Origin of the sequence: Paenibacillus apiarius, assembly GCF_017052585.1 — a bacterium.
Classification (GTDB): Bacteria; Bacillota; Bacilli; order Paenibacillales; family Paenibacillaceae; genus Paenibacillus_B; species Paenibacillus_B apiarius.
The window spans coordinates 4,078,384-4,092,469 of the sequence record NZ_JAFFHZ010000001.1 but is presented as its reverse complement, the minus strand read 5'-3'; the positions used below and the strand labels follow the sequence as shown (position 1 = coordinate 4,092,469).

Genomic DNA, 14,086 nt, shown 5'->3' with positions numbered 1-14,086 from the left:
AATATTCCGCTTCATTGCACAATCAATTCACAAAATTGACGAGAATGCCATGAAGCGGACCTTCTGTTCCCACCTTGCTTTACTGAATCGGGAATCCCGGCACTTAGGCGCCAGCTTGTTGGGACACCAATTGCTCCACCAGGCCAAGCGCCTTATCCAGCTTGCTGGCATCCTTGCCGCCTGCTTGGGCCATGTCCGGACGGCCGCCGCCGCCGCCGCCGCATACGGCTGCCAGTTCTTTAATCAGCTTGCCTGCATGCAATCCCTGCTTCACGAGAGCAGGCGCTACAGCCACGACGAAGTTAACCTTATCTTCATTCACAGCACCAAGCGCAATGACCGCTTCCGGCAGCTTCGCCTTCAGTTCGTCCGCCGTCGTGCGCAGCGCGTCCATACCTCCGGCATTCACTTTTGCAGCGAGCACCTGGATACCGGCTACCGTGCGGACTTGGTCAGTCAGTTGACCGGCTTCGATGCTGCTAAGCTTCGCCTTCAATGATTCATTCTCGCGGGATAGTTCCTTCTCGCGGATGAACATCCCGTCGATGCGCTTGGGCACATCTGTGACATTGCATTTCAATAAGCCCGCCGCTTGCTTCAGAAGTTCCAATTGCTCCTCCATATATTGATACGCATGGCGGCCAGAAACAGCTTCAATTCGTCGTGTGCCCGATCCGATTCCGCTCTCGCTTACAATTTTGAACAATCCGATTTCAGAGGTATTGCCAACGTGGCATCCGCCGCACAACTCAATGCTGTAGTCGCCTACTTGAACGACGCGGACGATATCGCCATATTTTTCGCCGAACAATGCCATCGCGCCCATCGCTTTCGCTTCGTCGATCGACTTCGATTGAATGACTACATCCGTGCCCATCCAAATTTGCTCGTTGACGCGGCGTTCGATATCCTGCAGCTCCTCTTGGCTGATACTGCCCAGATGCGTAAAGTCAAAGCGCATGCGCTCCGTCTCCACCAGAGATCCTGCTTGATTCGCGTGTTCGCCGAGCACTTGCTTGAGCGCCTTATGAAGCAGGTGAGTCGCCGTATGATTTTTAACGATGTCTTCACGTGCGGAACGTGTTACCGCCGCCTGTACAGTCATGCCGACGCGCAGCGTTCCGCCGTCCACTTGCACGAGATGGACATGCTGGCCATGAGGCGCCTTCATCACATCTTCAACGCGCGCCTTCAAGCCGGAATCCACATCGCTTAACAGACCGGAGTCGCTTACTTGCCCCCCGCTTTCCGCATAGAAAGGCGTGCGATCAAGCACGACTTGGCAAGTCATGCCGGCTGACGCTTCCTCCACAGTCTGATCATCTGCGATAATTGCCAACACTTTGGCGTCAGTTACCAATTCATTATAACCAACGAATTCGCTTTTAGTCGTGTAATCAGCAAGCGGTCCGCCTTGCACCTTCATGCTTCCCGAATCTTGGCGTGCGGCGCGGGCGCGATCACGCTGTTCCTGCATCGCTTGGTCGAAGCCGTCACGATCTACCGTCAAACCATGCTCAGCCGCATAATCTTCCGTCAAATCGAACGGGAAGCCATACGTATCGTACAGCTTGAACGCTTCGGATCCGGAAATCTGAGAACGGCCCTCGCTGTTGGCCGCGGAAGCCATATCCGCCAAAATGGCGAGACCTTCCACCAATGTTTCATGGAAGCGTTCCTCTTCGCCCTTAATCACTTTTTCAATAAACTCGCGCTTCTCGAGCACCTCATTATAGTACACGCCCATGACATCGCCGACGATCTTAACGAGATCGACCAAGAACGGACGGTCGATGCCAAGCACTTTGCCATATCGCACAGCGCGGCGCAGCAGGCGGCGAATGACATACCCTCTGCCCTCATTGGACGGCAGCACCCCGTCTCCTACGGCGAACGTTACTGTCCGGACATGGTCTGCGATAACCTTGAGTGCCACATCATATTCTGGATTTTCGTTGTACTTCACGCCGGCAATCCGGCAGGTGGCTTGAATCATCGGCTGGAACAGGTCGGTATCGAAGTTCGAATCCACGTCCTGCAATATGGATGCAAAACGTTCCAAGCCGGCGCCGGTATCAATGTTCTTGTTCGGAAGCGGCGTATAGCTGCCATCCTTGTTATGATTGAATTGAGAGAACACCAGGTTCCATACTTCAAGATAGCGCTCATTCTCACCGCTCGGATAGCACTCTGGATCCGTCTCGGGATTCCCGTACTTCACGCCGCGGTCATAGAAAATTTCCGTACATGGACCGCACGGCCCTTCACCGATATCCCAGAAGTTATCGTCGCCGGTCTTAATGATATGTTCGGGGGAAAGGCCGATTTTCTCATTCCACAGTTTGTATGCCTCTTCATCTTCGTTATATACGGTAACATAGAGCCGATTCGGATCGAAGCCAATCCACTTCTTGTCCGTCAAAAACTCCCATGCCCACGTAATCGTTTCTTCCTTGAAGTAGTCTCCAATCGAGAAGTTGCCCAGCATTTCAAAAAACGTATGGTGGCGCCGCGTCTTGCCGACGTTCTCGATATCATTGGTGCGAATGCATTTCTGCGAATTGGCGATACGCGGATTGTCCGGCTTCTCCCGTCCGTCAAAATACGGCTTGAGCGGGGCCATGCCCGCGTTAATCCACAACAACGATGGATCGTTATGCGGTACGAGCGATGCGCTCGGTTCGATATGATGTCCTTTGCTTTCAAAAAATTGCAGCCACTTTGCACGAATTTCACTTGCTTTCATGAATGGAAGCCCCCAGTTCAATAGGTTTGGTATCATACTGATTTGTTCTGAAAATAAAAAAATCGCCTCCTGTAGAACAGGGACGATTGTAAGTATCGCGGTACCACCCTGGTTATCGCTTATGCAGCGCACATCGTATCCCACCCCCGTTCATGGGAGCAGCCTACCTGTCGTGCCGCGTCTGCGATCGCCTCGTCGTTGATAACGGGAACGTCCCGGTGAAGTTCATTCACACTCAGAAACTAGCCTTCAGCCGCTCTTCATGGTAAAGATTCTTCCAGCCTGGCGACGGAAGTCGCGCGGAATCTTCTCTCTGGTCCAAGGACTGCAGCTTACTCGGTTTCATCTTCGCTTTGCAATAAGATATTTATCAAAGAGTATAAATAAATGTCGAACGCTTGTCAATCCGGCCTATCCCAAATATTCAATCTGCTCCAGCATGCGCTTAAGCCGCACCATTTGGCTTCAAGGCGTTTTGCGCCAAATGTAATAGGTGAACACGTGGCTCAGCACCACTTTTAGGGCCGCAAAGAAAGGGACCGCCAAAATTAAACCAATCACTCCAGCCAATTCGCCGCCCACCAACAGCGCGAATATGATGACGAGCGGATGCATGTGCAGCGTCCGGCCCACCACCTGCGGCGAAATGATGTTCCCCTCTAGAATTTGGCAAATGGTATTGACTACCGCTACAAAAATGAGCATTTTGAGCGAAATCGTTGAAGCGACGATCAGCGCCGGTGCCGCGCCGAAGTAAGGCCCAAGATACGGGATGATATTAAAAATCGCCACGCACAATGCCAACAGCAACGCATAAGGCATCCCGATAATCATATAGCCGATATACGCCAATACGCCGATAATGATGCAGACGAGGAATTGGCCGCGAATGTAGTTGCCAAGCGCCGCATCGATTTCTTTGAGCATCATCACCATATGCTTGCGGTGCGATTTCGGCACATAGGCGATAATCGTCCGTTCGAACACATCGAAATCCTTCAGAATGTAAAAAATCAAAAACGGCACGATTAAGGCAATAAACAGCATATTGATCGTACTGCCGATATTGTCCATAAAGTTAGAAATGCCTTTGCCGAGCCGTTCCTCGAACGCATACAGCCAATCGTTCAGCCCGGCTCGAACGGAAGGCGGCATAATAGACGACTGGCTCAAACCGTCCATCAGCTTCTCCGCCTTCGCGTTAAGATGCGGCATTTGTTCGTTAAGCTCCTCCAGCTGCTTCAGCAGCATTGGAATCATATTGATGAGAATGACGGTAAGAGAAGCAATGAATACGACGTAGATGAGCAGCACCGCCATCGTGCGGGGCACCTTGCGCTCGTTCAGGAGCGTAACGACGGGATTGAGCACATATGCGATTACCATCGCAACGAAGAACGGCGCCAGCACGGCCTTCAAAAACCCGTATACATGCCCAATAAGCGGCTTCAATAAGAGCAGAATGTAGACGATAATGAGACCAAGCAATAGATAGACTCCGTAAACGAACAACCGATTTTTCCAAAAACGTTCCACTGCACTCCACACTCCGTTCGGACGAGCATCATACAGTAGAGTATATGTAACTCAAGGAAAAATTAACCCGTCGGGTCGACCGTAATTCATTCGCCAAATGCGCTGGTTGTCGCTCCCGCAAAAACGAAGGCCTGGACGGCGCCGTTCCATCAGAAACGGACCGTCCACGAGCACATCGACATATTGCAGCAGCTCGCGCTGATCATCCGTGCCGTGCTGCAATAAATGCTCCACGGTATAGCCGGTATACGACCAGATATGGCGGCCGGCCTCCTTAAGCTTGCGCGCAAGCCGTTTCACTTCCTTGGCTTGCATGAACGGCTCTCCTCCGGACAAAGTGACATCTGTCAGCGGGTTGGACAAGATCTCTGCCGCAACCTCATCCACGGTCATCTCCGCACCGTTCACCATATTCCATGATTCAGGATTGTGGCAGCCGGGGCATTGATGCGGACATCCGCTGAAGAAGACGACCGTGCGCAGCCCTTCGCCATCAACGACGCTGTCATGAAGGATCGAAAGCACCCGCAAGCTCATCCGTGCTTCACCCGCTCCGATTCTTCGGAACGCTTCGCCGAGTTCCATTTATTCATATCTCCGACCAAGTAGCCCGTAATGCGGCGGATGCGTTCAATCTGATCGCCGGAACTGCCGCATGCCGGACAAGCCTCTTCAATCGTATCGTGATGGCCGCATGCCCGGCAGCGATCCACCGGGTGATTGATGGAGCCATAGCCTATGCCGTTCGCCGCCATGGCGCGAACAAGCTGGTTTAGCGCTTGCGGATTGGCTTTGGCGCTTCCGTCCAGCTCAACATACGTAATGTGTCCGGCATTGCACAGCTCATGGAATGGTCCCTCAATCACAATTTTGTCGTACGCTTTAACGTCGTAGTAAACCGGTACATGAAAAGAATTCGTGTAATAATTCCGATCCGTTATTCCTTCCCTGCAGCCGAACTCGGCCCGATCCTTATACGTAAATTTTCCAGACAAGCCTTCTGCCGGCGTAGCAATCAGCGTCATGTTCATGCCGGTGGCTTCGGTAGCTTCGTCCATCCGCTTACGCATATGCGCGACGATGCGGAGGCCGAGCTTCCATGCTTCTTCCGATTGGCCATGGTGAGCTCCGGTCAGGGCGACAAGCGCCTCCGCGAGCCCGATAAAGCCGACGCTGAGCGTCCCTTCCTTCAACACCTCGCGCAGTTCATCCTCCGCCTGCAGCGCTTCGCTGCCTCGCCATACTCCCTGCTTCATCAAAAACGCAAAATCCTGAACCTGCTTCTTCGCCTGATACTCATAGCGCTCCAGCAATTGCTTCACCGACAGCGACAACAGCTGGTCGAGCCGAAGGAAGAAATCAGGCACATCGGCAGACAAAAGGGCAAGCCGCACGAGATTGAGCGAGGTAAATGATAAGTTCCCTCTGCCAATCGCCGTCTCTTTCCCGTTCACATTGCCCATGACGCGCGTACGGCACCCCATGTAGCATGCTTCGCTCTCAGGCGTCCCATCATAATATTGAGCGTTGAAAGCCGCATCCAGAAACGCAAAATTAGGAAAAAGACGCTGTGCCGTCGTCTCCAACGCAAGCAAATATAAATCGTAGTTTGGATCTCCGGGCTCGAAGTTGACACCTGTTTTCACCTTGAAAATTTGAATGGGAAATATCGGCGTCTCTCCTTTGCCGAGTCCTGCTTGCGTCGCAAGCAGCAGCTGCTTCATCAGCATGCGCCCTTCAATAGAAGTATCCGTCCCATAGTTAATCGAGATAAACGGAACTTGGCCGCCTCCGCGCGAATGCATCGAGTTCGCATTATGAATGAACGCTTCGCAGGCCTGATATACGTCCCGCTCTGCCAGACGCCATGCCTCCGCTTCCGGATCGAAGCTTGGATCAAGCGGCAAAGTCGATAAGTAACGCATATGACGCTCATATGTCTTGCGCACATATGGAGCAAGATCATAGTCAAACATCGGATACGCTTGCCCGCCATGCTGCTGATTTTGGTTCGCCTGCAGAATGATGGACGCTAGCGCCAGCGCGCTCTTGATGTCCTGCGGCTCGCGCATGTGGCCATGCCCGGTATTGAACCCGAGCCGAAGCAGCTTGCCGAGCGGTATTTGACAGCAGGTCGTCGTGCCGGAAGCATAGAAGTCCAAGTCGTGCGGATACATCAAATTTTCCTCCACCGCTTGGCGCACGTCCGGCGAGAGCAGATGCTCAACAGCGTACCAACGGGCGCTCTCGCTTGCCATCTTCCCCATCATGCCCATCGGGGAGCGGCCATCCACATTGGCATTTTCCTGCATTAAATCTTTGTTGCCGCCGTCGATAATTTCATGCAGCGAGTCAGCCAGCCTATCCGAAGCGGATGCTATATCTAAAGATGCATTTATCTTCATTTCTCTTGTTCGGGGAAGCTGACTGTCCCAGCCTGCCGCCACAGCGGTACCTTCTTGATTGTTGTGCAGTTCCCAAGCCGTGTTGCGGCGTTTCATCGGTATCATCGTCATCTTCGTCCAGTCCTTCCAGTGCTATATTCCAGGAAAATCACTATATGTAGTGTAATTTTATGAACCAAAACACAATATGTATTATGCCTCAATCGTTATAAACACAATATGCGCTTTGTCACAGCCAACGCAAAAAGCGCCCGTTCCCGTGTCAACGACCGGGTTCGAGCGCTTTCGCATTATTTGATCCGTTCCTGTTCGCGTCCTCTAGGATGAAGCATGCGCTTCCGGATACGGAGGCGTCACAAATTCATCACCGAAAAATAAATCGTCCAACGAGCTTAATGTACCGTCTTCTTCCACTTGAAATACAGACATCTTGTCGCCGTTCACCGTCAGCTCTATAAAACATCCCCAGCAATAAAATTGGTGGGAGCCAATTTTCCCGATATCTTTGGAATTGCAATTCGGGCAGCGCATCATTTTCACCATTCCGTCCATTGACTAATTTGTTCGTACTCATTGCTTCAGCTTTCTTCAACGACGATAACATCAGCGCCCCATCTCAAGCCGCTCATCTCATCTATCTGCCGTCTCCCTTCCAAAAGGTCAGAAAGCAAACCGTCTGATATTTCCAGACCTGTTATTTGGTTACCCATATTTGGCTGAAAATAAACATCGGCAACCCATCCCAATTGTGATCCTTCCGTTGTGACGACAGGCAAATCTTTCATTGCTGCCTTGCCCGTAAGAAACGATCGCTCTATATGGATAGCCTCCGTCTGCCGGATGGCTTTATCGTTCGCTATCATGATGGCATCCTCGCCGCAAGCCGTTACGTCCTCCCATTTCACGACAGATATAACGCTTGCTTTACGGCTTTTTCCTTCAAGCTCAATATGTGTAATACACCATTGATCCGTGATGCGGAAATCCTTCACTCTGGATACTTGCTTTCCTGTTTCAATTTCATATACAGGCAGACCTATCAATTCCAACAACTTCAAATCGGGGCCTCCTCAGCTTACGGCATAATCACTTTCTTGCACACATCCGCAACTTCGCCCGATGCTTGTCCAAGAAGTCCGAGAACTCGCTTACCGCCGTATCTGTGCCGCCCCTCCCTTCACGCCGCGGAATCACCCTTTACTGTCTAGTACGAACACGTGAAACGATGGTTGCAATTTGTTGAACGGTGAAAGCTGCCTCTTCCCTAGTATTGCCCAATCCGCAGCTGAAACGTACAGCGGTGCGCTTGCGTTCTTCCGACAGCTCCATCGCTTCCAGCACATGGGACACTTCCAATGATCCCGATGTGCAGGCAGAGCCGCTTGCTGCCATAATGCCGGCAAGATCTAAATTCATAAGCATCGTTTCGGTTGGAACGTCAAGTATGCTCACATTCAAAATATGGGGCAGCTGCCGGGATGGATGACCGTTACGCACCACCCGATCCCCCAAAGAATCCTTCAACCCGGTCCATAACGCATCCCTGATGCCGCTTGCTTCTTGAATCTTCTCATCTAACGAACCGGCCGCCCGCTCCACCGCTTCGGCAAATCCGGCTATTCCCGCAATATTTTCCGTGCCCGCTCTGCGCTTGCGTTCTTGATTGCCTCCGTAAAGAAACGGATCCCATAGAGCGCCTGTACGAATATACAGCGCTCCTACGCCCTTCGGACCATTCACCTTATGGGCGGAGAAGCTTGCAAAGTCTACAGGCAGTTCGTTCAATTGGAGCGGTATCATGCCTAAGGCTTGGACGGCATCCGTATGCATCAAAATGCCATGTTCACGCGCGATTTCGCCAATTTCCCGTATAGGCTGCAACGTGCCAACCTCATTATTGCCGTACATGACACTGACAAGACACGTATTCGGCCGCAAAGCGGACTCAATCTTATCCGCGCTGATGAAGCCTGTCTCGTCAGGCGCCACATAAGTCACATCGAAGCCAAGAGACTCCAATCGTTCGCAAGCATGAAGAACAGCATGATGTTCGACTTGAGTCGTCACAATATGAGGCTTCATGCGATGCTTGTCCTGCTGCGGAGACTGCCCGGATTGCAGCCATGCCGCCCAGGCGGCCCCGAACAAAGCAGCATTATCGCTTTCCGTGCCTCCGCTCGTAAATACTAGCTCTTGAGGACGGCAGCCAAGCCGTGCGGCGATGCGATCGCGTGATTGATTGACGGCGGATTTCGCCTCGCGTCCATATGCATGAACGCTTGATGCGTTGCCGAATACGTTATGCATGCTTGCCGTCATTGCTTGTAGCACGTCCGGATGAAGCGGCGTCGTTGCTGCATGATCAAAATAGATGCGTTTCATCGCATTTTTCCCCCAACTGCTAAATATGCCTAACCTCTAAACACAAACCTAAACCTAAATATAAAACATGTAACTGTCTTGGCCGCCCTCTTCTTTATAGTTGATTAAATCGGCGAGTGTGGTCGAATCAAGCACTTGCGCGATGCTGTCGCGTATGCGCAGCCACAAATCGCGCTTCGCGGGATCGTCTTCTTCCGTGAAATCGACCGGTGAAATCGGACCTTCCAGCACGCGAATCACTTCTCCAGCCGTAACCTGCTCCGCATTGTGGGATAAAATATAACCGCCATAGGCTCCGCGGATGCTCTTCACGAGTCCCGCATTGCGCAGCGGCGCGATGAGCTGCTCCAAGTAATGCTCGGACAATTGATTCTTCTCCGCTATGCTCTTCAAAGAAGTCGGACCTTCGCCGGTGCTCCTCGCAAGCTCCATCATAATCGTTAATCCGTAACGGCCTTTCGTAGATATCTTCATATAATACACCCCGTATTCATTATCTTATCAATTCAATGTATTCCGATTAAGGCACCCCGTATATCGTATCATAACTATCCTCGTTATAGTCAATAATCTGGTTGCGTATTCATGAAATGATGGCAATCTCTTGACAAGCAACCTTATTTTCGATATAAAAGCGCCATGTGTTACAATATATAATGAATAGTGAATCCAAGATCCATCATTCAACAGATCACAGTAAAGACGGTGATAATATGACAAAATCCAATGCACAAACACGCGTCGTCGTTGGGATGTCAGGCGGCGTCGATTCGTCAGTAACCGCACTGCTCTTAAAGCAGCAGGGGTATGATGTTATCGGTATTTTCATGAAGAACTGGGATGACACGGATGAATTCGGGCACTGCACAGCCGAGGAAGATGCGGAAGACGTGCGCCGCGTGTGTGAACAAATCGGCATTCCTTATTATACGGTTAACTTTGAAGAGCAATATTTCGACAAAGTATTCTCTTACTTTCTCGATGAATATCGCCGCGGGCGTACGCCTAATCCAGACGTTATGTGCAACCGCGAAATTAAATTCGGCGAATTTCTCCAGAAGGCGCTTGACCTGGGTGCGGATTATTTGGCTACCGGCCATTATGCGCGCGTCGTGCACGAAGACAGTGGCCACACTCTGCTGCGCGGGATTGACGGCAACAAGGATCAGACGTATTTCTTGAATGCGCTCAACCAAGAGCAGCTGGCGAAGGCGATGTTCCCCATTGGCCATTTGCCGAAGCCTGAGGTGCGCCGCATTGCGGAAGAAGCCGGTCTTGCAACGGCGAAGAAGAAGGACAGCACCGGCGTATGCTTTATCGGAGAACGCAATTTCAAGCAGTTCCTTAGTCAATACTTGCCCGCACAGCCAGGTGAAATGGTCGATATCCGCACCAAGGATGTGATGGGACGCCATGACGGGCTCATGTATTATACACTTGGCCAACGCCAAGGCTTGGGCATAGGCGGATCCGGGACAGGCGAGCCATGGTTCGTAGCGGAAAAGGATTTACAGCATAACATTTTATATGTCGTACAGGGCGATCATTCTAGCCTCTACTCTACTGGCCTGCTTGCTTCCCAAGTGAACTGGATTGCGGGGAACATGCCGGAAGGACCGATTCGCTGCACGGCCAAGTTCCGCTATCGTCAGCCGGATCAAGGCGTGACTCTCGTCAAGAATGGCGATGGGACCGTAGAAGTGACGTTCGATATACATCAACGCGCCGTTACACCGGGGCAAGCCGTCGTCTTCTATGACGGCGAAGTGTGTCTCGGCGGGGGCACGATCGATGCCATTCGCAAGCTTGAAGCGTAACAACTCCCACCCAATTCCCTTTTTAGGGGGTTGGGTGGTTTTTCCACCAATATTATTTCATTTTTATTTTGAAAGCGCTAACAAATAGATGATTGCTTGCCGATATATATAGTACAAGGAACAGTACAGTTTCTTGGCAAACGTATTAGGGAGTGATTTATATGTCGATGTTCATAGCGGTATTAGGATTCCTGGGTGCAGTCATACCTCCGTTGATTGAACTGCTAAATCACATCGTAGTACTGTACGGATAACCGTACTAACCTCTTACACCTAAGCCCATGATTCTCGGCATGTTCGCCTTGGTTCATGGGCTTTCCTTGTGCTCTAACAAGCCTGCGGATCCGCTCCCTAAAAAAAGCTGCTTCACAAAGTCATTTTGTCCACACCCTTAGATTCAGAAAAAACCTAATACGCAATCAGATGCGGCCGCCTCCCGTTCCAAGAAGAGCATGGATTCAGCCCGCATCTTCCCCTCAAGCCTTAAGGGGGCGTCTCCAACTGCAAATATACATTAGAAAGTCTCATTTTCACGTCTTTCGTCACGCTGAACTTCAATCGTGCAGCTCATTTTCGCAAAGTCGCACATATAATGGTAACCCCCTTGACTTACACTGCATGTTTGCAGTTCAAACGCCGAAAAAGGCGGCATTTCACCAAAATAACTGCACACTCCAGACTGTTGAAAAATCGGTTTAAGCGGCAGAATTTAGAGCTAAAGATTTCGAGAAGTTCCTTAATTTGGTTAAAAGAACAGGTGGGGTCTTTTGCTTCTGCCCACGTCCGACCTTTTGGGCCAGGTACCTGGCAATCTTTTTTACATTCTGGGCTATTGCGGTCATGAAAGCTTGTTCCTGCGTTTTAGCTCTCCCGCGGAACTTGCAGCGACGATATCCATGAAGCTCTTTTGCATCTGCAAAGCTTCGTTCTATCGTTTGAGGACGCAACTTATAGGCCGCCTCTCCGGAATGGGTTTTCCGGTACTGAGCGACCTTCTCTTTACTCTCTTCCCATATATGTCGTTCGATCTTACGTTGGTGGTTGGCCGATTTCGTACACTGATTGAGCAAGGGGCAGTTTGCACACTCCTCGGCATTTGACGTGTATTCCCGATACCCTTGTCGATTGGTAGTCGTATACATTAGCATTTTTCCCGCGGGACACAGGTAGCCATTTTCTTCTGCATGGTAGATAAACTGTTTCTTCGGAAAAATGTCAGGGGGCGTTGGAGCATTGCGTTCCGCGATAGCCGCAGCGATCTCTAGCTTTAGCGTCTGATCGCATATGTAAGGAGTCATGTACCCCGAATCCAGCGCCACGGCTTCCAGCGTCGATTGAAATGCAAAGGTTTGGATTTGTCGCTTGAGGCGTTCCACGTAGACGGCAGCGTCATTAACATGGCCAGGTGTCACATGGACATCGGTGATAATGTTATATTTATGGTCGACGGTGCGATGGTCGAGATAACAGAATGCCTCCGGCTTACCGCTTCGTTTCATCAGTCCGCACTCGGGATCGGTTTGACTTACTTTACGTGGTTTTTCCTCCCCGGAAGGCTTCCGGGGAGGAAGGGGCTTTTTTCCGTGGCTCTCTCGATCCTCGTTGATGGCCTTCTCTAATTCTTTTAGATAGTCATGAGGGGTCTCTTCGAGAACCTGCATCGTGTAGCGATTATTGTTAGCGTTGGCTCGAATATGAGTCGAATCGGTCACCAAGAGACGACCATCCACCATCTTATGGTTGATCGCTAGATGTACCATTTCATCAAAAATCTCTTGAAAGAGATTCGTATCTTTAAACCGATTATTCCGGTTCCAACTGATCGTCGAGTGATCGGGGACGCGATCGGAGAGACGCAGGCCAAGGAACCAGCGATAAGCAGCATTCGGAATGATTTCTTGCTCCAATTGACGTTCAGAGCGTATGCCGTACAAATATCCGATGAGCATCATTTTAAATAAGACAACGGGGTCTAAGGCCGGTCGTCCCTTGGTTTCGCTATAGTAAGGCCGAACTTTCTCCCTGATAAAAGAGAAATCCACATGTTTGTCGATAAGGCGTAGCAGGTGATCTTGAGGTACCAATAAATCCATACAAATAAGTTCCATTTCATTATGAGCTTTGTTTTCGGACTGCTTGCTATTCAACAAGATCACCACACGCCTCTCATCAAATTAATTACTGATATTGTATCATATTGATGCATTATGCACCGAAAAACACGGCTTTTTTCAACAGTCTGACACTCGCAGTTCGTCGTCGCCTCTCCTTTCTGGTCTCAGCGAACAAGCAATGCTGGCTGCTTGAGACATGTGCGCCGAATGTTACCTTCCCCATACAGAGGGGATAATGCCCTTACTGAACGAGAGGGAGAGTGATGAGAAAAACGATCAGGGCCTGAATTATGAGGAGAACGAGCAAAAGAACGATCCGGCATCGTGCATACCGCTCCCCCTGAGTCCCCTGTCTTGCCCACTCTTCAGTCACGAGGGCAAGTTGAAGTAAGCAATCCCACTCAATTCCCTTTTTAGGAGGTTGGGTGGGTTTTCCACCAGCATTTTAAATTTTTCTTTATGAAAGCGCTAACAAAATAAGAGCTGCATGCCGATATATATAGTACAAGGAACATTACAGTTTCTTGGCTATCGTTTCAGGGAGTGATTGATATGACAATCTTCATAGCGGTATTGGAATTCATTGGCAAAGTTATACCTCCGTTGATTGACCTGCTAAATCACATCGCAGTACTGTACGGATAATAGTACTAACCTCCACACCTACGCCCATGGATCGACGGTATCTTCTTCCCGGTTCATGGGCTTTCCTTGCACTCCGACAAATCTTCCCATTCCAAATTAACGTGGATCGCGATATGGGAGAGGCGATTCTCTCTATTCGGCGTTACCGCCAACTCTTCCCTGCGGTCCGTAACAACGATTGTGGATCGAGCAGACGCTCCACGGTGTGCGAAATTTGACCGTCTCCAATTGCAATTATACCTTTAAAAGTTCTCTTTTTCGGTCTTTCGTCACGCTGGAATGCAATTTTTCATTTCGTTTTTGCGTAATCTTACAAATAATGTCAGCCCCTCGTTATAAACTGCATATTTGCTGTTCAAATGGCTAAAAGGGCGATATATCGTAAAAGCAACTGTACATTTGCAATTAACCACTGTCTCTTCCGCTTCCGCCTTGCCCGTC

Annotated in this window: 9 protein-coding genes and 1 pseudogene; 1 reads left to right on the top strand and 9 read right to left on the bottom strand. The window is 50.4% G+C overall.

All coding sequences use genetic code 11. The features are described 5' to 3' along the window. Positions 1-103 precede the first annotated feature (103 nt). The 8 genes from alaS to cymR form a co-directional block, all read right to left on the bottom strand. On the bottom strand, positions 104-2,746 hold the full coding sequence (gene alaS / locus JSQ80_RS18360; RefSeq protein WP_206096242.1) for an alanine--tRNA ligase: 2,643 nt from the start codon (positions 2,744-2,746) through the stop codon (positions 104-106). 465 nt (positions 2,747-3,211) lie between these two features. Further along, the gene (locus tag JSQ80_RS18355) at positions 3,212-4,282 is read right to left on the bottom strand and encodes an AI-2E family transporter (RefSeq protein ID WP_087432427.1); all 1,071 of its coding nucleotides are present in this window, start codon (positions 4,280-4,282) and stop codon (positions 3,212-3,214) included. A 51-nt stretch (positions 4,283-4,333) separates the two neighbouring features. Further along, positions 4,334-4,813, bottom strand: coding sequence for an anaerobic ribonucleoside-triphosphate reductase activating protein (gene nrdG / locus JSQ80_RS18350; protein ID WP_206097654.1), 480 nt, complete (start codon positions 4,811-4,813; stop codon positions 4,334-4,336). A gap of 2 nt (positions 4,814-4,815) precedes the next feature. Then, complete coding sequence (locus JSQ80_RS18345; RefSeq protein WP_418888904.1) at positions 4,816-6,687, bottom strand: anaerobic ribonucleoside triphosphate reductase; 1,872 nt, start codon at positions 6,685-6,687, stop codon at positions 4,816-4,818. 318 nt (positions 6,688-7,005) lie between these two features. Then, positions 7,006-7,218: a hypothetical protein gene (locus tag JSQ80_RS18340; RefSeq protein WP_176392771.1), complete on the bottom strand. Its 213-nt coding sequence runs from the start codon at positions 7,216-7,218 to the stop codon at positions 7,006-7,008. 47 nt (positions 7,219-7,265) lie between these two features. Continuing rightward, a complete protein-coding gene (locus JSQ80_RS18335; RefSeq protein ID WP_087432425.1) occupies positions 7,266-7,745 on the bottom strand; it encodes a PRC-barrel domain-containing protein in 480 nt (159 codons plus the stop codon). Between the two features lie 139 nt (positions 7,746-7,884). Next, on the bottom strand, positions 7,885-9,069 hold the full coding sequence (locus JSQ80_RS18330; RefSeq protein WP_206096240.1) for a cysteine desulfurase family protein: 1,185 nt from the start codon (positions 9,067-9,069) through the stop codon (positions 7,885-7,887). A 54-nt stretch (positions 9,070-9,123) separates the two neighbouring features. Next, the gene (gene cymR, locus JSQ80_RS18325) at positions 9,124-9,543 is read right to left on the bottom strand and encodes a cysteine metabolism transcriptional regulator CymR (RefSeq protein ID WP_087432423.1); all 420 of its coding nucleotides are present in this window, start codon (positions 9,541-9,543) and stop codon (positions 9,124-9,126) included. Between the two features lie 239 nt (positions 9,544-9,782). On the opposite strand from cymR, the gene mnmA reads away from it, so the two are divergent. Next, entirely contained in the window at positions 9,783-10,886 is a 1,104-nt protein-coding gene (gene mnmA / locus JSQ80_RS18320) for a tRNA 2-thiouridine(34) synthase MnmA (protein WP_206096239.1), read from the top strand. Positions 10,887-11,674: 788 nt separating this feature from the next. Here the strand turns inward: mnmA and JSQ80_RS18315 are convergent. Continuing rightward, positions 11,675-13,036, bottom strand: a pseudogene (locus JSQ80_RS18315) (IS1182 family transposase); the annotation flags it as partial. Positions 13,037-14,086: the final 1,050 nt, after the last annotated feature.